Origin of the sequence: Sphingobium sp. CR28, assembly GCF_052327305.1 — a bacterium.
GTDB lineage: Bacteria > Pseudomonadota > Alphaproteobacteria > Sphingomonadales > Sphingomonadaceae > Sphingobium.
The window spans coordinates 1,661,939-1,681,980 of record NZ_CP182486.1; the positions used below are offsets into that span (position 1 = coordinate 1,661,939).

Here is a 20,042-nt window from a genome sequence, read left to right on the forward strand (position 1 = left end):
CGTCACTCCCATTCGATGGTGCCGGGCGGCTTGCTGGTATAGTCGTAGACGACCCGGTTGACGCCCTGCACTTCGTTGATGATGCGCGTGGCGACCTGGCTCAGGAAGCTGGCGTCAAACGGATAGATGTCCGCCGTCATGCCGTCCGTCGAGGTGACGGCACGCAGGGCCAGCACGCTGTCATAAGTGCGTCCGTCGCCCATCACGCCCACCGTGCGCACGGGGAGCAGCACCGCGAAGGCCTGCCAGATCGCATCATAGAGGCCCGCCTTGCGGATTTCCTCCAGATAGATCGCGTCAGCCTTGCGCAGGATGTCACAGCGCTCCTTCGTGACCTCACCGGGAATGCGGATGGCAAGACCGGGGCCGGGGAAGGGATGGCGACCGACGAACACATCGGGCAGGCCCAGCTCCTTGCCGAGCACGCGCACTTCATCCTTGAAGAGCTCGCGCAGCGGCTCGACCAGCTTCATGTTCATGCGCTCGGGAAGGCCGCCGACATTGTGGTGGCTCTTGATCGTGACGCTCGGCCCGCCCGTGAACGAGACGCTCTCAATCACGTCGGGGTAGAGCGTGCCCTGCGCAAGGAAATCCGCGCCGCCGATCTTGCGGGCCTCTTCCTCGAATAGGTCGATAAACGCCTTGCCGATGAACTTGCGCTTGGCCTCCGGGTCAGTGACGCCGGCCAGACCGCCAAGAAACATGTCGCTCGCGTCCACATGCACCAGCGGGATATTATAGTGGCCACGGAACAGCGAGACGACCTGCTCCGCTTCGCCCAGCCGCATGAGGCCGTGATCGACGAAAACACAGGTGAGCTGTTCGCCGATCGCCTCGTGGATGAGGACGGCCGCCACCGCTGAATCGACGCCGCCCGAAAGGCCGCAGATCACCCGGCCGCTGCCGACCTGCTCGCGGATTTCGCGGATCTTGGTGGCGCGGAACTCGGCCATGGTCCAGTCGCCCGCACAGCCGCAGACATGGCGCACGAAATTGGCAATGAGCCTGCCACCATCGGGCGTATGCACGACCTCGGGGTGGAACTGGGTGCCGTAGAATTTGCGCTCCTCGTCCGCGATCACGGCAAAGGGCGCGCCATCCGATACGGCGACGATCTTGAAGCCGGGCGCAAACTTGGTGACCTTGTCGCCATGGCTCATCCACACCTGATGGCGCTCACCGACACCCCACAGCCCGTCGAACAATGCGCAGGGCTCGGTCACAGTGAGGAAAGCCCGGCCGAACTCGCCGCCCTCCCCCGTTTCATGGCCCGGCCGCACTTCGCCGCCTAGCTGGTGGCTCATCACCTGCTGGCCGTAGCAAATGCCGAGGATCGGTATGGCGGCCGCAAACAGGCTCTCCGGCGCACGAGGACTGCCTTCCTCGAGCACACCCGCGGGCGAGCCGGAAAGGATGATGCCGCGCGGCTTCATCCGCTCGAAGGCGGCCTGGGCCTGCGTGAACGGCGCGATTTCGGAATAGACGCCAGCTTCGCGCACGCGGCGGGCAATCAGCTGGGTTACCTGAGAGCCGAAGTCGACGATCAGGATTGTGTCATTATGCGAATGGGGAGAGTCGGTGGCTGGCATGGCCAGCGATTAGGGGAGAGGCGCGAGCCTGTCCACCCGGCGAAGTTCAGCCAGTCCGCATCAGCTCAGGCGCACGCGCACCTCGCCGTCCGACCATGAGCAGGAGAAAGCGCGCGGCAGGCCATTTGCGCCGCGATAGCTGCTGCGCTGGTCGAGCGTCCCCAGCACGGTATAGCCGCCGTCATTCGTCCGCCTTGTATCGGTGATATCGCGCACTTCCGCGAAATAGCCGTTGCGCGAGCCCTCATCGCGTGCTGCCAGCGCGCAAGCGTCTACCGCCGCGTCTTCGTCGGATGATCCCGCCGCTCCGCTGTCGTAGCGCGCGGTCTCCTCCCGCCCATCATAGGCGCGCGAGTCGCTATAGGCGCTGTTGTCCCTATAACGCGGATCGTCGCGATCACGGAAATCGTCGTCCCTATAGTCCCGCGAATCGCGGTCCGTGCGGGCACGATTGGCCTTGCTTGCCGAGGCCGCGACCGCCGCGATAAGTCCCACGCCGAGCAGCGCACCGATCACCGCGCCGCTATTGTCGCGGCGATAATAAGGATAGCGCCCGTAGCGATAGGGGTAGCCATAGCCATTACCGTAGCGCGGAGCGCCCCAACCCCAAGGTCGAGCCAAAGCAGACGAGACCGGCAGCGCGACCATGGCGGCGGTTGCAAGGCTTAGCGCAAGTTTGGCGCGAAAACGGATCATCAGCAGCGCTCTTTCCACAATGGTCGACGCATTTTCGCCGACAGCCGATTTGTGGCGCCGCAATCATGAGTGGGGGCTGAATGGCAGCGCCCCGTTTGTCCGGGACTCCCGTCGTCCGATATTGAGACATTATCAGCATGTCCGATGCGTCTTTTGACGACCCGATGACAGCATCGTCACGACACTGTCAGATAAGCTGCCGATAGCCTTTGTTATCCGGCTGTTAACCAACTCAGCCGGGCGTCCTTCCTCGTTCAAAAGGCTATCCACCATGAAAAAGACGTTCGTGAGTGCCGCTTTCGGCATCGCCGCCCTGTCTCTTCCCGCCCACGCCGCGACGATCGTTCCGGTCAGCGTGAGCGCCACCAGCACGTTCAACAACGGCTTTTACACGCCGGCGAATCTCATCAATGGCAGCGGGCTTAGTGGCGGCCTGCATGATGGCTTTTTCGGTAACATGTGGATGACCGAGCAGGATGCCGTTGAACGCCTCGCAAAAATCACCTTCGATCTTGGCAGCGTGTTCACCATGAGCAGCGCGGACATCTGGCAGTTCAACTATGCTGACGGCGTTCAGATCCCCGGCGTCATTTCGACACTTGATCGCGGCGTGAAGGACTTCCGTATCCTCACTTCGCTTGACGGCGTCACGTTTACCGAAGCGCTCGTCAGCACGCTTGCCCGCGGCACCGGAGCCTCAGAAGCCGCGCAGAATTTCGCGTTCGGTGGCGATGCCCGCTATGTGCGGATCGACATTCTCAACAATTATTCCGCGGGCACCATCTACGATACTTACGCGTCCGGCCTGTCTGAAGTGCGCTTCAACGGCACTGGCGCTGTGCCGGAGCCCGCGACCTGGGCGATGATGATTGCGGGCTTTGGGCTCGCCGGCGCAGCGTTGCGGCGGCGCACGGCGATTGTCCGCTTCGCCTGACGGGCCAGTTTCAGGATTAAATGCAGGCGGCGCGGCGTGGGGTCGCGCCGCCTGACTGGAAAGCGCCCTTAGCGACGCGGCCGGCTGCGCTTCGACGCGTCACGCCGTGTCTGTGCATGCGCTTCGGCTCGTTGCAGCAGGGCCTGAAGATCTTCCCGGCTGATGTCGAAACTTTCGTGCATGTCTTCGAGCGCGGCATCGATATCCGCCTCGATGAGCAGCTGCGTTCGGTCCGGCGGAGATGCCGGAGGCGTAACGGCCTGATGCGGGTAGACATGGCCCGTTGTGCGATTGAAGACGGTGGCCAGCGTCACCAGCGCAATCGAGTTCAGCCCGACCGGAACGAAAGCGAAGGCGAATCCGAAGTCGTGGATCGCCTGACTGCCTATCACTGCGGTCATCGCGGCCGCGCCACCGGGCGGGTGCAGACAGCGCGCCAGCGACATGACCAGGATCGCTCCGCCAACGGCCAGACCAGCCGCCCAAGTCATGTTCGGGACGAGATGGTAGACGGCGACACCCACCAGCGAGGAAAGGACATTGCCGCCCACCACTGACCAGGGTTGCGCGAGCGGGCTGGTCGGCACCGCGAGGACCAGCACGGCCGATGCGCCCAGCGGCGCGACGATGACCGGGAGATCCTCCGCGCTCATGGGCAGCGCGGCGCACACCACGATCGTCAGCGAGATGCAGATCGCCGCGCCGAGGCAGGCGAGAAGCCGCTCGGGGAGGCGCGCGCCGGCAAGGATCGGCGTAAAGATCATCATCGCACGCTTCGTCATTTTGCGCCGATCGTCAGCCCCGTCCATTTCGCGATGAAGCTGTAGGCATCGGCGGTCTCGTCGATGATCTTGTCGGTCGGCTTGCCCGAGCCATGTCCCGCGCGCGTCTCGACGCGGATGAGATGCGGCTTATTGCCGATCTTCGCGTGCTGGAGCGCGGCGGTGTATTTGAAGCTGTGCCCCGGCACCACACGGTCGTCAGTGTCTGCAGTCGTCACGAGGATGGCAGGATAGTCCACCCCGTCCTTCACATTGTGATAGGGCGAGTAGCCAATCAGGTTGCGGAAATCGGCCTCCCTGTTCGGATAGCCATAGTCATCCACCCAATAGCGCCCGGCCGTAAATCGGTCGAAGCGCAGCATGTCCATGACGCCCACCGCCGGCAGCGCCGCAGCGAAGAGATCCGGCCGCTGATTGACGACGGCGCCGACAAGCAAGCCGCCATTCGAGCGCCCCTCGATGGCAAGCTGGTCCTGCCCGGTATAGCCGCTGGCCTTGAGATACTCACCAGCCGCGATGAAGTCGTCGAACACGTTCTGTTTGTTGGAGAGGCGGCCGGCATCATGCCAGGCTTTGCCATATTCGCCGCCGCCCCGCAGATTGGCGATAGCCAGCGTGCCGCCCTGCTCGATCCAGGCAAGCTTGGTTGGCGAGAAGCTGGGCGTCTGGGAAATGTTGAAGCCGCCATATCCGTAGAGCAGCGTCGGCGCGGGCTTTCCGGCAACCGCCAGATCCTTGCGGCGGACGAGGAACATCGGGATCTGCGTGCCATCCTTGGAGGGATAGAAGATCTGGTCCGTCTGGAACTGGGCGGGATCGAAGGCGAGCTTCGGCGCCGCGAACACGCTCGTCTCGCCCGTAGCGGTATTATAGCGATAGATGGTGGACGGCTGGGTATAGCTGGAGAAGCTGAAGAAGGTCTCCGGATCGCCGCTCTTGCCGCCAAAGCCGGCTGCCGAGCCAATACCCGGCATGGGCACGTCGCCCACATCCTTGCCTTTGAGGTCGACAAGCTGGGCCATGGTCCGCGCATCGGAGAGATAGGCCATCACGATGCGGCTGCCGATCATCGAGGCGCCGACGAGCGTCTCCTTGCTCTGCGGCACGATCTGGACCGGCCCCTTGCGCGGCCGCTGCGCGTCCAGCGTCACCAGCCGGCCGCGCGGCGCGCGATTATTGGTCCGGAAGTAGAGCGTATCGCCCACATTGCCGACCAGCACCCACTCATAGCGGAGCCCCTTGACCAGCGTGACTGGTTTCGGCGTCTCGTCCGTGAGCGAAATGAGAGTCAGTTCGTAGCGTTCATCCGTGCCTTCGCTCGACGTGATGAGCAGCCAGCGCCCATCGTCGGTCACTTCGGCACTGTGGCCCAGCTTCGGGCGATCAGGCGTCGCATAGACCAGCACGTCTGCGCTCTGCGGGGTGCCGACCGCATGATAATAGACGGTCTGGTTCTCGACCGTCGACTGGAACTCGCTGCCCGCCCCCGGTGCCTCGAAACGCGAGTAGAAGAAGCCCTTGCCGTCGCTCCGCCAGGCGAGGTTGGAATATTTCACCCAGCGCACTTCGTCGTCGAGCGCCTTTCCGGTGTCGACGTCGATGATGCGGAGGATGCGCCAGTCCGTCCCGCCGTCCTGCACCGCGTAGAGCAGATATTTGCCATCGTCCGATGGCGTCCACTCGGCAAGTGCGGTCGCGCCGTCCTGCGCGAAGGCATTGGGGTCCACGAGAACGCGCTGCTCTCCGCTCAGGCCCTCGCGCACATAGAGCGGCGACTGGTTCTGGAGGCCGGAATTGCGCGTGTAAAAATAGCGCGCGCCTGCTTTCCTCGGCACTCCGTAACGCTCGTAATCATAGAGCGCGGCGAGGCGCTTCTGCAGGATGTCGCGTCCCGGCACCGTCGCAAGGTAACTCTGCGTCACCTTGTTCTCGGCCTCGACCCAGTCCGCGACGGCCTTGTCGGTACGCACGTCGGTTTCCAGCCACCGATATGGATCGGCAACCTTCACTCCGAACTGCTCGTCGACCTGATCGACGCGCTTTGTCTCGGGATAGGTCATCGCTGGTGATGAGGCCTGCGCGGTTGCCGCGCCTGAAGAGGAGGATGGGACTGTCATGGAGATCAGGAGAAGCGCGGCGGCATGGCGCGGAGTAAGCATGAAAGGCGGCGTTCCATTCTGGGGATGACCTGTTGGCCGCGACCGTAGAACATCGTGCGCGAAAGCGGAAACCGGTTTTCCATGGCGCTTCGCTCAGGCGTCTCCCGCCCCATGCGCGCGACGCCAGAACAGGTAGGAATAGAGAAGTGGCGGCAGCACGGCCACAGCGATTCCCGCGATGACCAAGCCCGCCCGAATGCCTGCCGGGACCAGCGCAGCGGCGAGGATCATCAGCCCACCTACCATCATCGTCCGCCCACCCAGACGATGCGTGGCGATCCAGTTCTCCCGATCAGTCAGTGTCCAGGGCGTGCGAATACCCAGGAAGAAGCTCGGTCTGGTCTTGGGCAGTAGGTTGCCCAGCACCAGAAACAGCGCGCCCACCCCAACGAGGGCAAGCGTACCGGGCAGATGGAACCCGAAGGCGGGCAGCGCCACCATTGCCTCGACCAACGCAAAGATCGCCAGCAGAGCGATCCACACCGCCCGATAAAACACATGGCTTTCGCTGAGTTGCTTCTGAAGCGGCTCGATGCGGGGCAGGATCGCCATGACCGTCGAGATCGCCGCCGCTATCAGAACCGGCAGCGCGAGCGCGATGCCGGCGCGGGCAAATCCGTCCGCCCCACTGCCGCGTTCCAGTGGATAGGGAGCATCGCATCCGCCGGCAGGCGCAGCCATGCTGCAAGCGCCAGCGCCGCCAGCGCCGCGACCACCGCGCAGGACAGACCGATCATCGACTTCCAGCTCATTGCCCGTCCTCCTTGCTCGCTCCGAGATTCAACCGCCCCATGAAGCCCATCAGCGCCTCCTCCACGACCGAGAGATTGAGCGTGTAAATGAGGCTCGTGCCCCGGCTCTCGGCCTGCACCAAACCGGCCGCCTTCAGCTTGGCGAAATGGGCGGACATGGTCGGCTTCGAGACGGGAAAGGCATTGGCGAGGTCTCCGGCGCTCATTGCGCCCTGCCGCAGCATCTCGAGTATTCTGCGGCGGGTGGGGTGCGCCAGCGCATCAAAAACCGAGTCCATGCCGGCCATCCTTATTTCGATGATTCGCTAATAATCGAAATAAGCCGCTCAGACAACAAAAAAGGCCCCGTGTGTGCACGGAGCCTTCTTTGATTTATCGCTCGAAGCGGAAGAGCTTAGGCTGCTTCCAGCTCCTCTTCCTCGAAGCTCTGGACCGGACCGGAATCCTGACCCTTCGCCGAGGTGTCGCGGTCGACCAGCTCGATGATCGCAATCGGCGCGGCGTCGGAAGCGCGAATGCCCGCCTTGATGATGCGGGTGTAGCCCCCGTTGCGGCCTGCATAACGCTCGGCCAGCACGTCGAACAGCTTGGTGAGCTGCGCATCGTCGAGGAGACGCGCATGAGCCAGACGACGATTCGAAAGACCGCCCTTCTTGGCCAGCGTAATCAGCTTCTCGACATAGGGGCGAAGCTCCTTCGCCTTGGGCACAGTGGTGGTGATCTGCTCATGCTTGATGAGCGAGGCCGCCATGTTGCGGAACATCGCGTTGCGATGGCCCGTGGTGCGCTGCAGCTTACGGCCACCCATTTTATGACGCATCTTATCTTCTTTCTCGTTCGTGAGGGAGCCGTGTCAGGCACTCCCACCCAGGCAGCGAAAACGGGGCGCCGCCCAAACCCCTTGTGAAGCGGAGCCGGAAAGCACTCCCGGCCCTGCCCGATATCTTAGCCCAAAAGTTCCTGCTCGAGCTTCTTGGCGATCTCTTCGATATTCTCCGGCGGCCAGCCAGGAATGTCCATGCCGAGGCGCAGACCCATCGAGGAGAGCACTTCCTTGATCTCGTTGAGCGACTTGCGGCCGAAGTTCGGCGTGCGCAGCATCTCGGCTTCGGTCTTCTGGACCAGATCGCCGATGTAGATGATGTTGTCGTTCTTGAGGCAATTGGCCGAACGGACCGAAAGCTCCAGCTCGTCCACCTTCTTGAGGAGGTAGCGGTTGATCTGGTTGGCATCGCCCTCGCCCTCGTCGGCTGCGTGGGCAGCGACGCTGGTGCTGGCGCCGGCAGTCGGCAGCGCATCCTCGAAGTGGACGAAGAGCTGCAGCTGATCCTGAAGGATGCGCGCGGCATAGGCCACGGCGTCTTCAGGCGTCACCGTGCCGTCGGTCTCGATGGTGAGGCTGAGCTTGTCATAGTCCAGCTCCTGCCCGACGCGCGCATTGTCCACCTTGTAGGCAACCTGGCGTACCGGCGAATAGAGCGCATCGATCGGGATGAGGCCGATCGGCGCATCGACCGGACGGTTCGCAACGGCGGGAACATAGCCCTTACCCACGTCGGCGGTGAGCTCCATGTTGAAGCTCGCACCCTCGTCGAGATGGCAAATGACCAGATCCGGGTTCATCACCTGAATGTCGCCTGTCACCGCGATGTCGCCTGCCTTCACGGCGGCTGGGCCGGTCGCGGAAAGCTGCAGGCGCTTGGGGCCTTCGCCTTCCATCTTGAGGGCGATCTGCTTCACGTTGAGGACGATGTCGGTCACATCCTCACGCACGCCGGCGAGAGACGAGAACTCATGAAGCACGTTCTCGATACGGATCGAGGTGACGGCCGCGCCCTGCAGAGAGGAGAGCAGCACGCGACGCAGCGCGTTGCCGAGCGTCAGGCCGAAGCCGCGCTCCAGAGGCTCGGCAACGAACGTCGCCTTGCGCTTGCCATCGCCGCTCGCCTTGATGTCGAGGCCGCTGGGCTTCTTGAGTTCCTGCCAGTTCTTCATGTTGACAGTCATGTATATCCCCTTGGGATTTGGCGGAGGTCGATCATCGGGCTGGTCCGATCGATCCCGGCCGGTGAGGCATTCAGCGCGGGAGAAGCGCGTCCGCTCCTCCCGTCAGACGGCAAGAATCAGACGCGGCGACGCTTGGAGGGACGGACGCCGTTATGCGGGATCGGCGTCACGTCGCGGATCGAGGTAATGGTGAAGCCGACGGCCTGAAGGGCGCGCAGGGCGCTCTCGCGGCCCGAACCGGGGCCCTTGACCTCGACTTCCAAGGTACGAACGCCATGCTCGGCAGCCTTTCGGCCCGCGTCCTCGGCGCAGACCTGCGCGGCATAAGGGGTCGACTTGCGCGAGCCCTTGAAGCCCATCATGCCGGCGGAGGACCAGCTGATCGCATTGCCCTGCGCGTCCGTGATGGTGATCATGGTGTTGTTGAAGCTGGCGTTGACGTGCGCGACGCCCGCCGAGATGTTCTTGCGCTCGCGCCGCTTAATGCGCTGAGGTTCCCGTGCCATGTGCTGACTATCCTACTGAAACTGGTTGAGCTGGAAGGGCGCGATATGCGCGCCATCCTCCGGCGGAGAAGAAAGGCCTTTCGGCGCTTACTTCTTCTTGCCTGCGATCGGCTTGGCCTTGCCCTTGCGGGTGCGCGCATTGGTGTGCGTGCGCTGACCGCGGACCGGCAGGCCCTTACGGTGACGCAGACCACGATAGCAGGCCAGATCCATCAGGCGCTTGATGTTCATCGCAGTGTTGCGACGAAGATCACCCTCGACGGTGTAGTTCGCGTCGATAGCCTCGCGGATCTGCAGCACTTCCGCGTCGGACAGATCCTGAACACGGCGGCTATGGTCGATGCCCAGCTTGTCGGCGATGTCCACGGCGCTCTTGGAGCCAATTCCGTGAATGTAAGTCAGCGCGATGATAACGCGCTTGTTGGTCGGGATATTAACACCCGCAATACGTGCCATAACGAACTATTCTCCTGCTCCACAGGGGGCCTTGGCGGACGCCCCTATCTCGTCGCTTCGATGTGACCCAGGACGCAAAAAGAACGGCAAGCGCGCCAATGCGCTGCCGGCAGCTTCCAGTCTTGGGATCGGCGGGCATTACAGTGAGTCGGGGAAACTGTCAACTGGCGGGCCGGCCTGCGGAGCCAGGCACGTTCGGCGTTCGCACACGCTGCATTCACAGCGATGCTCGCTTCGACATGGCAATAGACATGCTAACACTCTTTAACGAGTGCCTGTCATGTCGAGCCTTGGTTACTCGGCATGATTCAGGCCGCTTTGTGTGATAGCCCGCTAATACAACTGGACTCTCTCCTCATGACGATTTCGACCAATCCGCGCTCAATCGAAGCGCGTTATGTGCTTCTCACACGCATCCCGTTGTTCAAGGACAATCAGGGGAAGCTATATACCGGAAAGCTGTGGAGCATCGATCTGCTCGAACACCTCAATTATATCCCTCGTTTGCGGCTCTGTTGCCCGGTGAATGATATTGCGGATGCGCCGCCCGACATCGTCTCGTTGGAGCCCTTTTCGCTCGATAGGGTCACACCGCTGAGAGAAGATAAAGGATGGCTGTCGGTCGCGGCAAACATCGTTCCCAACTTCGTGCAAGTTTCTCGGGCCGTAAAGAAGACCGACATTGTTCATGGCGGACTGGCAGGATGGGCCTTCCCGCTGGATTATTATCTCCTTGCCCTGAAGCCGTTCCTGTCGTTTCAGTGGATAACAGTGATGGAATCATCCTTTTGGATGAAGCACACCGCAGTGCGAAACGGTCTTCGGCAGTGGCTGGGTCATCACCTGCATTTAGCGCTCGTTCGGAGCTGTCTGAAAGCAGCGGATATCCGCATTTTCACTCAGGATTGGTATCGTGACCATATGCTGGGTGGAGATACGCGGAATACCCTCATCAATGAAGCAAGTTGGGTCGGCGAGAAGGATGTTCTGGACTTCGCCAACCTCAAAACGCAGCAAATCCTGAAATCCGGGCCCGTGAAATTGCTTATGCCGGTTCGGTTGATCGGCGATAAGGGCGTACAAACCTTGCTCGACGCAGTGACCGAGATCGAACAGAATTATCTCAACAAACCCGGCAGCTCGCCAATCATAATAGACATAATCGGCTCAGGTCCGATGGAGTCTGAGGTCCGCCGATTCCTGAAGGGGCATACTGGCCGCGCGGTGCAAATGTCGCTGCTGGAGCCCGTCGAGTATGGCCCGGCATTTTTTACTCTGCTCTCCAGATATGATGCGATAATCGTCGCCAATCTCAAAGAGGAACAGCCGCGCATAATTTACGACGCGTTCAGTCAAGGCATACCGTGCATTGCCAGCCGGACGTCAGGTATTCTGCAAATCGTGAAAGAGCACGAAAATGCTATGTTGTTTTCCCCGGGCTCGGCAGGCGAACTAGCAGAGCGCCTGCGCGAAGCATCTCAAGCCCGCGAAAAACTCGCAGGGATGGGAGAAAAAGCCCTCGCATTTGCAAGTGACCGCACACACCAGGCCATGCATCGCACGCGCGCCAGCTTTTTGTTGGAAACGCTTCGCCTGCCCTGACGTGCTATCATCACGCTTTGGGCTTTTGACTCAGTCCAGTATCGCGTCGATCGCTTTCGCCACGTCGTCGATGTCCGCCATGCCGTCCACGCGCGATACGATGCCGCGCTCTTCGTAGATCGGAAGGATCGGCGCCGTCTTCGCGCGATACTCTGCCATCCGGGTGCGGACCGTTTCTTCATTGTCGTCCGGGCGGCGTTTGAATTCGTGGCCATGGCACACATCGCACTCGCCCGCGACCTTGGGCTGCTTGAACGTGTCGTGATAGCCCGCCCCGCACGTCGCACAAGTGAAGCGACCGGTGATCCGCTCGACGAGCGCATCTTCGTCCACGTCCAGCTCGATCACATGATCGAGCGTCCGGCCCCTGTCAGAGAGAATGCCGTCGAGTGAATGCGCCTGCGCGGCGGTGCGCGGATAGCCGTCGAAGATGACGCCGGCCCCGACGTCCAGCGCATCCAGCGCCTCGCCGATGATGCCGGAAACAATCTCGTCGGAAACGAGCTCGCCCGCCTCCATCACGGCCTTGGCCTTGAGGCCCACAGGCGTGGCGGCCTTCACTGCGGCACGCAGCATGTCGCCGGTGGAAAGCTGAGTCATGCCGCGCTCGGCGACGAGACGTTGCGCCTGGGTGCCCTTGCCGGCTCCCGGCGGCCCCAACAGGATGATGTTCATGCCCCCTCCATTGCAAAACGTGGCCACGGTCCCGCGGGTCACCCCGACCCGCGACACCCTGGCGTCAGCGCATCCGGCCCTTCAGGCGAGCCTTCTTGATGAGGTCACCATATTGATGCGCGATGAGATGGCTCTGAATCTGGGTCACCGTATCGACGGTCACGTTGACCACGATGAGCAGGCTCGTGCCGCCCAAATAGAAGGGAATGCCGGCCCGCGCGATGAGATACTCGGGAATGAGGCAGATCACGGCCAGATAGGCGGCGCCGACCACAGTGATGCGGGTCAGCACATAATCGAGATAGGTCTCGGTGCTCTTGCCGGGGCGGATGCCCGGAATGAAGCCGCCGTTCCGCTTCAGATTGTCCGCCGTCTCCTCGGGGTTGAAGACAACCGCCGTGTAGAAGAAGCAGAAAAACACGATGCCGAGGCCATAGAGCGCCATGTAGACCGGCGTGCCGTGCGAGAGATACTGGTTGATCCCCAGGACGAAGTCGCCCCAGCGGCTTTCACCGGCCACGCGGTTACCCGCGAATTGCGTGATGGTCAGCGGCAGCAGCAGCAGCGACGAGGCAAAGATCGGCGGGATGACGCCTGCGGTATTCACCTTGAGCGGAAGATGGCTGCGATCCGCCTGCATCAGGCCCTGGCGCGTCTGGCGCTTGGGATACTGGATGAGGACACGGCGTTGCGCTCGCTCCATGTAGCAGATGAAGAGAATGAGACCGAAGCCAAGGACGATCACCGCGAAGATCAGCAGGCCCGAGATCGAACCGGTGCGGCCCGATTCGAACAGGTTCGCGAGCGTCACAGGGAGCTGGGCGACGATGCCGGCCATGATGATGAGCGACACGCCGTTGCCGATACCCCGGCTGGTGATCTGCTCGCCCAGCCACATCAGGAACATCGTGCCGCCGATCATGGAAATGACCGCCGCAATCCGGAAGAGCATGCCGGGCACGACCACGGCCTGAAGCCCGGACTGCGCGCCGTAATTCTCAAGACCCACGGCGATGAAATAACCCTGCACTGCAGTCAGCGCGACAGTGCCGTAGCGGGTATACTGGTTCAGCTTCTTGCGGCCGCTCTCGCCCTCTTTCTTGATCGCCGCCAATGTGGGCGAAAGCGATGCAGAAAGCTGCACGACGATTGACGCCGTGATGTAGGGCATGACGCCGAGCGCGATGAGACTCATGCGCTCTAGGCTGCCACCCGAAAAGGTGTTGAAGATATCGAGAATACCGCCCTGCGTCTGCCGATAGAGCTGCGCGAGCACCGTGGGATCGACTCCCGGCAGTGGCACGAAGGAGAGAAAGCGGAAGACAATCAGCGCCCCAATGGTGAACCAAAGCCGCTTCTTGAGATCCGTCGCCTTGCTGAACTTGGCGAGGCTGAAGCTGGAAGCGAGTTGATCGGCGCGTGATGCCATGATCCGTAGCAATCCTGAATATTCGGCCCGCAGAGCGCGGGCACCCGCATTGGCAAAGCCGGGGCCATACCCCCTCGCCGCTTCCGATCAAAGAGGATTCGGTAGTGCGCGATGTCCCGGAAAAAGGATGACCCCGCCGGCCATATCGGGCAGCGGGGCCAATGTTACAAGTCCGCCGGGCGCGATCAGCCCTTCTTGGCGGCGCTATACTTGGCCTTGGCCTTCGCCGCGGCTTCGCCCTTGCCCTTCTTGGCAGCGGCCTTTTCGCCGGCCGGGGTCACTGCGAGAACGTCAACCTTGCCGCCAGCCTTCTCGACAGCCTCGATCGCACCCTTGGATGCGCCCGCAACTGTGAAGTTCAGCTTAGCGGTGAATTCGCCCTTGCCGAGCAGACGCACGCCGTCCTTACCGCCGCGCGACAGACCCGCAGCGCGCAGCGCCGCCTGATCGATCACTGCCTTGGCGTCCAGCTTGCCGGCGTCGACCGCCTTCTGGATCGCACCGAGGTTCACCTCGGCATAGTCCTTGGCGAAGATGTTGTTGAAGCCGCGCTTCGGGATGCGCATGTGGAGCGGCATCTGGCCGCCCTCAAAGCCGTTGATCGCCACGCCCGAGCGCGCCTTGGCGCCCTTCTGGCCACGACCGGCGGTCTTGCCCTTACCCGAGCCGATGCCGCGTCCAACGCGCATCCGGCCCTTGCGGGCGCCTTCATTGTCGGTGAGTTCGTTCAGTTTGAAAGTCATGTCGTGCACTCGCTTTCGCTTTTGTCGCGCGGGACAGGATGCTTGCGCGCCCTGCCTTACCTGCCTCCGGGTGAAGCCGGGGCCATTAAACGATCAGGCGCCACCTCGCAAGGCAGCGCCCGACCCTGATCGATTCCGGCAACCCGGAACCATAACTTTTAGTCGACCACGGCCACCATGTGCGGCAGCTTGGCGATCGCACCGCGGACTTCCGCAGTATCTTCCAGCTCCACCACGCGGTTCATCTTGCCAAGGCCGAGGCCGATCAGAATCTTCTTCTGGTCGGCGGGGCGACGGATCGGCGAACCGATCTGCTTGATCTTGATCTTCGCCATAAGTCCTTACTCCGCAATCGCTTCAGCGTCGGCCTGAGCAACCTCGGCCGAGGCGCCGCCACGACGCAGCAAGTCAGCGACCTTCTTGCCACGGCGCTGGGCGACCGACTTCGGGCTGGTCTGCTCGCCGAGCGCCGCGAAGGTCGCACGGATCATGTTGTACGGGTTCGACGTGCCGTTCGACTTGGTCACGACATCCGCCACGCCTAGGCTCTCGAAGACAGCGCGCATCGGGCCGCCCGCGATGATGCCGGTTCCGGCCGGAGCCGAACGTACGGTCACCTTGCCGGCACCGAAATGGCCGAGGCCGTCATGATGCAGAGTGCGGCCTTCCTTGAGCGGCACGCGAACCATCGCCTTCTTGGCGGCGGCGGTCGCCTTGCTGATCGCCTCGGGAACCTCGCGAGCCTTGCCATGGCCGAAGCCGGCACGACCCTTGCCGTCGCCTACGACGACCAATGCCGCGAAGCCGAAGCGCTTACCACCCTTCACCGTCTTGGAGACGCGGTTGATGTGGACGAGCTTCTCGACGAACTCCTCGCCACCATCCTCCTCGTTGCCGCCACGGCCACGGCGGTCGTCACGACGACCACGGCCACCGCCGCGGTCATTGCCGCCACGACCACGTCCGCCACGACCGCGACGCTGCTCGCCGCCCTCTGCGGGGTTGGTCACATCCTGAGGCGTCGTCCCGGGAGCCAGGATCGCTTCGGGCTGATTGCCTTCGCCAGTGGTGTTTTCGTCTGCCATGCTTAGAACTCCAGTCCGCCCTCACGGGCGGCGTCGGCTAGCGCCTTCACGCGGCCATGAAAGAGGAAACCGCCGCGATCGAAAACGACGCGTGTGACACCGGCCTTGGCTGCCGCAGCCGCGACGCGCTTGCCGACATCGGCAGCTGCTTCGGACGTTGCGCCGGTCTTGCCCTGCGACTTGGCGCCGACGTCCTTGTCCAGGGTCGAGGCGGCAGCGAGCGTCTTGCCCGCAGCATCGTCGATGACTTGGGCGTAGATGTGCCGACCAGAACGGTGGATGGACAAGCGCGGCTTGCTGCCGGCGCGTGCCTTGATCGCGGTGCGAACGCGGCGACGACGCCGCTCGAAGAGAGAGAGTTTCGCCATGGCTTACTTCTTCTTGCCTTCTTTGCGGAAGATGAACTCGCCGTCATACTTGATGCCCTTGCCCTTGTAGGGCTCGGGCTTACGCCAGCGACGGATTTCGGCGGCAACCTGGCCGACCTTCTGCTTGTCGATCCCGCTGATTTCCACCGTGGTGTTGTCCGGGGTCTTGATCTCGATGCCCTCGGGCACCGGGAAATCGACATCGTGGCTGTAGCCAAGCTGCAGCTTCAGGTTCTTGCCCTGCGCATTTGCACGGTAGCCCACGCCGGTGATCAGCAGCTTCTTGGAGAAGCCTTCGGTCACGCCTGTGATGAGGTTCTGCACCAGCGTGCGCTGCATGCCCCAGAAAGCGCGAGCCTGCTTGGTGCCATTGGCCGGCGTCACGGAGATGCTGCCGTCCTCAACCACATAGCTGATCTCGTCACGCATCGCGAGCGCGAGCGTGCCCTTGGGGCCCTTCACGGAGAGCTGGCCGTTGTCGATGGTCGCGGTCACGCCCGAAGGAATGGCGACCGGCTTTTTGCCGATGCGGCTCATCAGAACACCTCCGCCAGCACTTCGCCGCCGACATTCTGGTCGCGCGCTTCGGCATCCGAGAGCACGCCACGCGGCGTCGAGACGATGGTGATACCCAGGCCGTTGCGCACGATCGGGAGTTCCTTGGAGCCCGAATAGACGCGGCGGCCAGGCTTCGAGACACGCGCGACATGCTTGATCGCCGGCTGCCCCTCGAAATACTTCAGCTCGATGCGCAGGCCCGGGTGATCACCCAGCTGCTCTTCGCTGTAGCCACGGATATAGCCCTCGCGCTGAAGCACGTCGAGCACGCGGGCCCGGAGCTTGGACGCGGGCGAAACCACGCTGTCCTTGCGAGCCTGCTGGCCATTGCGGATGCGGGTGAGCATGTCACCCAAAGGATCGGTCAGTGCCATCTCTGTTTATCCTTACCAGCTCGACTTGGTGACGCCGGGGATCAGGCCCTTGTTGGCCAGATCGCGCAGCTGAACACGGCAAAGCCGGAACTTGCGGTAGTAGGCGCGCGGACGGCCGGTCAGCTCGCAACGGTTGCGAACCCGGGTCGGGTTGCCGTTACGGGGGATCTCGGCCAGCTTGAGACGCGCGATGAGGCGCTCGCCATCATCGAGGGACTCGTCGTTCGCAATTGCCTTGAGCTTCGCATATTTGCCGGCGTACTTCTTCACCAGCTGCTTGCGACGCTCGTTCTTGTTGATCGAACTCAGTTTCGCCATGGACTTAAGCTCTCTTCCTTAAAATGTCTGTCCGGCCACGCTCAGGCAGCCTGCTGCTCGGCCTCGACCGGGAACGGGAAGCCGAAGAGGCGCAGCAGTTCGCGCGCTTCGTCGTCCGTCTTGGCCGTGGTCGTCACGATGATGTCCATGCCGCGCACCTTGTCGACGCGGTCATAGCTGATCTCCGGGAAGATGATCTGCTCCTTGATGCCGAAGGCATAGTTGCCACGGCCGTCAAAGCTCTTCGGATTGAGGCCCCGGAAGTCGCGGATGCGGGGCATCGCGATCGTCACCAGACGGTCGAGGAACTCGTACATGCGCTCACGACGAAGAGTGACCTTCGCGCCGATCGGCATGCCCTCACGCAGCTTGAACTGCGCGATCGACTTCTTCGCCTTCGTGATGACGGGCTTCTGGCCGGCGATGAGTTCCATCTCCTCGGCTGCCGAAGTCACCTTCTTCTTGTCCTGGGTCGCTTCGCCCACACCCATGTTGAGCGTGATCTTCTCAATCTTGGGGACTTCCATGACGTTCTTGTAACCGAACTTCTCGGTCATCGCCTTGGCGATGGTCTCGTCATAGAGCGACTTCGAACGCGGGATATACTTGTCAGCCATCAGATGACCTCCCCGGTCTTGACCGCGACGCGGACCTTCTTGCCGTCGCGCTCCTCGAAGCGGACGCGCGTGGCCTTGCCGTCCTGGGCAATCGCGACGTTGGAAATGTGCAGCGGCGCGGGCTTGCGGTCGATGCCGCCCTGCGGGTTCGCCTGGTCGGGCTTGCGGTGACGCGCGTGGACGTTGACGCCCTCGACGAGCACCTTGTCCTCCTTCGGCATGACCTGCAGGACCGAGCCGGTGCGGCCCTTGTCCTTGCCGGCGAGCACGACGACCGTGTCACCCTTCTTGATCTTGGCAGCCATGGTTACAGTACCTCCGGAGCCAGGCTGATGACCTTCATGTGACCACGGGCGCGCAGCTCGCGCACCACCGGGCCGAAGATGCGGGTGCCGATCGGCTCCTCGTTCTTGTTGACCAGCACGGCAGCATTGCTGTCGAAGCGGATCACGCTGCCGTCGGGACGACGAATGTCCTTGGCGGTGCGGACGATGACGGCACGGTGCACGTCACCCTTCTTCACGCGGCCGCGCGGCGCTGCTTCCTTCACGGAGACGACGATGATGTCGCCAACGCCCGCGAAGCGGCGCTTGGAGCCGCCGAGCACCTTGATGCACTGGACGCGCTTGGCGCCGCTGTTGTCAGCGACCTCAAGATTGGACTGCATCTGGATCATTGATCCGGTTCCTTCTCATTCGGCCTACCGGGACCCCGCATGTTGCAGGCCTGGCGGTTCCAGTTGATCGTTTCAGGCGGCGACTTCGGGAGCCTTGTGCGCATCCACTCGAGCGATGACCTTCCAGGTCTTCAGCTTCGAAATCGGTGCGGTCTCCTCGATGCGAACCGTCTCGCCCTCATGAAACTCGTTGGCTTCATCATGGGCGTGATACTTCTTCGAACGGCGGATGATCTTGCCGTAGAGCGGGTGCTTCACCTTGCGCTCCACGCGGACCACGACCGTCTTGTCGCCTTTGTCGGAAACCACCGTTCCCGTCAGCACGCGCTTGGGCATCGTCTGGCTTCCTTTTACTTCGCGGCCGAGCGCGAACGCTCGGTCTGCAGGGTCTTGATCTGCGCGATCGACCGGCGGACTTCCTTCACCCGGCTCGGCTTCTCGAGCTGGCTGGTCGCGGCCTGGAAGCGCAGGTTGAACTGCTCGCGCTTGAGGGCGGAAAGCTCGTTGGAGAGCTCGTCGTCCGTCTTGGTCTTGAGGTCAGCGATATTCGCCATCTCATTCGCCTCCCAGATGGGTCGTGTCACCGAGACGGGCGACGACCTTGGTCTTGATGGGCAACTTCATCGCAGCGCGCGAGAAGGCCTCGGCAGCGAGCGGACCGGACACGCCGTCCAGCTCGAACAGGATACGACCCGGCTTCACGCGGGCAGCCCAGTATTCCACCGAACCCTTGCCCTTGCCCTGACGGACTTCGGCAGGCTTCTTGGAGACCGGCACGTCCGGGAAGACGCGGATCCACAAGCGGCCCTGACGGCGGATGTGGCGCGTGATCGCGCGGCGGGCCGCTTCGATCTGGCGGGCGGTGATCCGCTCCGGCTCAAGAGCCTTGAGACCATAGGCGCCGAAGTTGAGGTCAGTGCCGCCCTTCGCTTCGCCCTTGATCCGCCCCTTGAAGGCCTTGCGGAACTTCATTTTCTTCGGTTGCAGCATGATGCTCTACCTTATCTTTCCTGCCGGCCGTCAGCGTGCCGGACGGACGCCGGAGGTCTGCGCCTCAAGCATCAGACGGTCAGTCGCCAATGGATCGTGGCCCAGAATTTCACCCTTGAAGATCCACACCTTGATGCCGCACACGCCATATGCCGTGTGGGCCTCAGCTTCCGCGTAGTCGATGTTGGCGCGAAGCGTGTGCAGAGGCGCACGACCTTCGAGATAACGCTCGACGCGGGCGATTTCGGCACCGCCGAGACGGCCACCGCACTGGATCTTGATGCCTTCTGCACCGAGACGCATGGCCGACTGAACCGCGCGCTTCATGGCACGGCGGAAGGCGATGCGACGCTCGAGCTGGTCGGCGACGCCCTGCGCGACGAGCTTGCTATCGATCTCCGGCTTGCGGATCTCGACGATGTTCAGGCTCACCTCGCTGGAGGTCATCGCACCGATCTGCTTCTTCAGCTTCTCGATGTCCGCACCCTTCTTACCGATGATGACACCGGGACGGGCTGCGTAGATCGAAACGCGGCACAGCTTGGCCGGACGCTCGATGACCACCTTGGAGATCGCGGCCTGCGGCAGCGTCTTCATCACGAACTTGCGGATCTTGAGATCCTCAAGCAGCATGCGGCCATAATCCTGGCCTTCCGCGAACCAGCGGCTGTCCCAGGTGCGGTTGATCTGCAGACGCAGACCGATCGGGTTGCTCTTGTGACCCAT

General features: G+C 62.5%; 29 protein-coding genes. 2 read left to right on the forward strand and 27 right to left on the reverse strand.

What is annotated here, in order from left to right:
- Positions 1 to 2: 2 nt before the first annotated feature.
- Both guaA and ACNAOH_RS07940 read right to left on the reverse strand, forming a co-directional pair.
- Positions 3 to 1,589 (reverse strand): glutamine-hydrolyzing GMP synthase, encoded by a 1,587-nt coding sequence (gene guaA / locus ACNAOH_RS07935; RefSeq protein WP_443969659.1) that lies wholly within the window; start codon positions 1,587 to 1,589, stop codon positions 3 to 5.
- Between the two features lie 60 nt (positions 1,590 to 1,649).
- Positions 1,650 to 2,285: a hypothetical protein gene (locus ACNAOH_RS07940; protein WP_443969660.1), complete on the reverse strand. Its 636-nt coding sequence runs from the start codon at positions 2,283 to 2,285 to the stop codon at positions 1,650 to 1,652.
- A gap of 271 nt (positions 2,286 to 2,556) precedes the next feature.
- Between ACNAOH_RS07940 and ACNAOH_RS07945 the strand changes: the two genes are divergently transcribed.
- Positions 2,557 to 3,219 (forward strand): PEPxxWA-CTERM sorting domain-containing protein, encoded by a 663-nt coding sequence (locus tag ACNAOH_RS07945; protein WP_443969661.1) that lies wholly within the window; start codon positions 2,557 to 2,559, stop codon positions 3,217 to 3,219.
- A gap of 68 nt (positions 3,220 to 3,287) precedes the next feature.
- Here the strand turns inward: ACNAOH_RS07945 and ACNAOH_RS07950 are convergent, their stop codons facing one another.
- The 9 genes from ACNAOH_RS07950 to rpsM form a co-directional block, all read right to left on the reverse strand.
- A complete protein-coding gene (locus tag ACNAOH_RS07950) occupies positions 3,288 to 3,986 on the reverse strand; it encodes an HPP family protein (protein ID WP_443972081.1) in 699 nt (232 codons plus the stop codon).
- A gap of 11 nt (positions 3,987 to 3,997) precedes the next feature.
- On the reverse strand, positions 3,998 to 6,160 hold the full coding sequence (locus ACNAOH_RS07955) for a prolyl oligopeptidase family serine peptidase (protein WP_443969662.1): 2,163 nt from the start codon (positions 6,158 to 6,160) through the stop codon (positions 3,998 to 4,000).
- 93 nt (positions 6,161 to 6,253) lie between these two features.
- Entirely contained in the window at positions 6,254 to 6,712 is a 459-nt protein-coding gene (locus ACNAOH_RS07960) for an SdpI family protein (protein ID WP_443969663.1), read from the reverse strand.
- 23 nt (positions 6,713 to 6,735) lie between these two features.
- A complete protein-coding gene (locus ACNAOH_RS07965; protein WP_443969664.1) occupies positions 6,736 to 6,912 on the reverse strand; it encodes a hypothetical protein in 177 nt (58 codons plus the stop codon).
- Complete coding sequence (locus tag ACNAOH_RS07970; RefSeq protein ID WP_443969665.1) at positions 6,909 to 7,190, reverse strand: metalloregulator ArsR/SmtB family transcription factor; 282 nt, start codon at positions 7,188 to 7,190, stop codon at positions 6,909 to 6,911. The genes ACNAOH_RS07965 and ACNAOH_RS07970 overlap by 4 nt, the downstream gene beginning before the upstream one ends.
- Positions 7,191 to 7,306: 116 nt before the next feature.
- The gene (gene rplQ, locus ACNAOH_RS07975; protein ID WP_443969666.1) at positions 7,307 to 7,732 is read right to left on the reverse strand and encodes a 50S ribosomal protein L17; all 426 of its coding nucleotides are present in this window, start codon (positions 7,730 to 7,732) and stop codon (positions 7,307 to 7,309) included.
- Positions 7,733 to 7,857: 125 nt separating this feature from the next.
- Entirely contained in the window at positions 7,858 to 8,919 is a 1,062-nt protein-coding gene (locus ACNAOH_RS07980; RefSeq protein WP_443969667.1) for a DNA-directed RNA polymerase subunit alpha, read from the reverse strand.
- A gap of 116 nt (positions 8,920 to 9,035) precedes the next feature.
- A complete protein-coding gene (gene rpsK, locus ACNAOH_RS07985; RefSeq protein WP_129404559.1) occupies positions 9,036 to 9,425 on the reverse strand; it encodes a 30S ribosomal protein S11 in 390 nt (129 codons plus the stop codon).
- A gap of 87 nt (positions 9,426 to 9,512) precedes the next feature.
- The gene (rpsM, locus tag ACNAOH_RS07990; protein WP_443969668.1) at positions 9,513 to 9,881 is read right to left on the reverse strand and encodes a 30S ribosomal protein S13; all 369 of its coding nucleotides are present in this window, start codon (positions 9,879 to 9,881) and stop codon (positions 9,513 to 9,515) included.
- A 357-nt stretch (positions 9,882 to 10,238) separates the two neighbouring features.
- Here rpsM and ACNAOH_RS07995 point away from each other — a divergent pair, with 357 nt between their 5' ends.
- Positions 10,239 to 11,483, forward strand: a complete 1,245-nt coding sequence (locus tag ACNAOH_RS07995) for a glycosyltransferase (RefSeq protein WP_443969669.1) — start codon at positions 10,239 to 10,241, stop codon at positions 11,481 to 11,483.
- A gap of 30 nt (positions 11,484 to 11,513) precedes the next feature.
- On the opposite strand, the gene ACNAOH_RS08000 is transcribed toward ACNAOH_RS07995, so the two are convergent.
- The 16 genes from ACNAOH_RS08000 to rpsC form a co-directional block, all read right to left on the reverse strand.
- Complete coding sequence (locus ACNAOH_RS08000; RefSeq protein ID WP_443969670.1) at positions 11,514 to 12,158, reverse strand: adenylate kinase; 645 nt, start codon at positions 12,156 to 12,158, stop codon at positions 11,514 to 11,516.
- A 64-nt stretch (positions 12,159 to 12,222) separates the two neighbouring features.
- Positions 12,223 to 13,587: a preprotein translocase subunit SecY gene (gene secY, locus ACNAOH_RS08005; RefSeq protein ID WP_443969671.1), complete on the reverse strand. Its 1,365-nt coding sequence runs from the start codon at positions 13,585 to 13,587 to the stop codon at positions 12,223 to 12,225.
- A 185-nt stretch (positions 13,588 to 13,772) separates the two neighbouring features.
- Complete coding sequence (rplO, locus tag ACNAOH_RS08010; protein ID WP_443969672.1) at positions 13,773 to 14,330, reverse strand: 50S ribosomal protein L15; 558 nt, start codon at positions 14,328 to 14,330, stop codon at positions 13,773 to 13,775.
- Positions 14,331 to 14,488: 158 nt separating this feature from the next.
- The gene (rpmD, locus tag ACNAOH_RS08015; RefSeq protein WP_443969673.1) at positions 14,489 to 14,665 is read right to left on the reverse strand and encodes a 50S ribosomal protein L30; all 177 of its coding nucleotides are present in this window, start codon (positions 14,663 to 14,665) and stop codon (positions 14,489 to 14,491) included.
- Between the two features lie 6 nt (positions 14,666 to 14,671).
- Complete coding sequence (rpsE, locus tag ACNAOH_RS08020; protein ID WP_443969674.1) at positions 14,672 to 15,415, reverse strand: 30S ribosomal protein S5; 744 nt, start codon at positions 15,413 to 15,415, stop codon at positions 14,672 to 14,674.
- Between the two features lie 2 nt (positions 15,416 to 15,417).
- The gene (rplR, locus tag ACNAOH_RS08025; RefSeq protein WP_443969675.1) at positions 15,418 to 15,783 is read right to left on the reverse strand and encodes a 50S ribosomal protein L18; all 366 of its coding nucleotides are present in this window, start codon (positions 15,781 to 15,783) and stop codon (positions 15,418 to 15,420) included.
- Positions 15,784 to 15,786: 3 nt separating this feature from the next.
- The gene (rplF, locus tag ACNAOH_RS08030) at positions 15,787 to 16,320 is read right to left on the reverse strand and encodes a 50S ribosomal protein L6 (protein WP_443969676.1); all 534 of its coding nucleotides are present in this window, start codon (positions 16,318 to 16,320) and stop codon (positions 15,787 to 15,789) included.
- On the reverse strand, positions 16,320 to 16,715 hold the full coding sequence (gene rpsH / locus ACNAOH_RS08035; RefSeq protein ID WP_443969677.1) for a 30S ribosomal protein S8: 396 nt from the start codon (positions 16,713 to 16,715) through the stop codon (positions 16,320 to 16,322). The genes rplF and rpsH overlap by 1 nt, the downstream gene beginning before the upstream one ends.
- A gap of 12 nt (positions 16,716 to 16,727) precedes the next feature.
- Complete coding sequence (rpsN, locus tag ACNAOH_RS08040; RefSeq protein ID WP_443969678.1) at positions 16,728 to 17,033, reverse strand: 30S ribosomal protein S14; 306 nt, start codon at positions 17,031 to 17,033, stop codon at positions 16,728 to 16,730.
- Between the two features lie 41 nt (positions 17,034 to 17,074).
- Positions 17,075 to 17,650: a 50S ribosomal protein L5 gene (gene rplE / locus ACNAOH_RS08045; protein ID WP_443969679.1), complete on the reverse strand. Its 576-nt coding sequence runs from the start codon at positions 17,648 to 17,650 to the stop codon at positions 17,075 to 17,077.
- Positions 17,650 to 17,955 carry a 50S ribosomal protein L24 gene (rplX, locus tag ACNAOH_RS08050; RefSeq protein WP_443969680.1) on the reverse strand — a complete coding sequence of 102 codons (306 nt, stop codon included), beginning with the start codon at positions 17,953 to 17,955 and terminating at the stop codon, positions 17,650 to 17,652. The genes rplE and rplX overlap by 1 nt, the downstream gene beginning before the upstream one ends.
- 2 nt (positions 17,956 to 17,957) lie before the next feature.
- Positions 17,958 to 18,326, reverse strand: a complete 369-nt coding sequence (rplN, locus tag ACNAOH_RS08055) for a 50S ribosomal protein L14 (protein ID WP_443969681.1) — start codon at positions 18,324 to 18,326, stop codon at positions 17,958 to 17,960.
- Between the two features lie 72 nt (positions 18,327 to 18,398).
- The gene (gene rpsQ / locus ACNAOH_RS08060; RefSeq protein ID WP_443969682.1) at positions 18,399 to 18,662 is read right to left on the reverse strand and encodes a 30S ribosomal protein S17; all 264 of its coding nucleotides are present in this window, start codon (positions 18,660 to 18,662) and stop codon (positions 18,399 to 18,401) included.
- Positions 18,663 to 18,676: 14 nt separating this feature from the next.
- Entirely contained in the window at positions 18,677 to 18,880 is a 204-nt protein-coding gene (rpmC, locus tag ACNAOH_RS08065) for a 50S ribosomal protein L29 (protein WP_443969683.1), read from the reverse strand.
- A gap of 1 nt (position 18,881) precedes the next feature.
- Positions 18,882 to 19,316 (reverse strand): 50S ribosomal protein L16, encoded by a 435-nt coding sequence (gene rplP, locus ACNAOH_RS08070; RefSeq protein ID WP_443969684.1) that lies wholly within the window; start codon positions 19,314 to 19,316, stop codon positions 18,882 to 18,884.
- Between the two features lie 30 nt (positions 19,317 to 19,346).
- On the reverse strand, positions 19,347 to 20,042 hold the full coding sequence (gene rpsC / locus ACNAOH_RS08075; RefSeq protein WP_443969685.1) for a 30S ribosomal protein S3: 696 nt from the start codon (positions 20,040 to 20,042) through the stop codon (positions 19,347 to 19,349).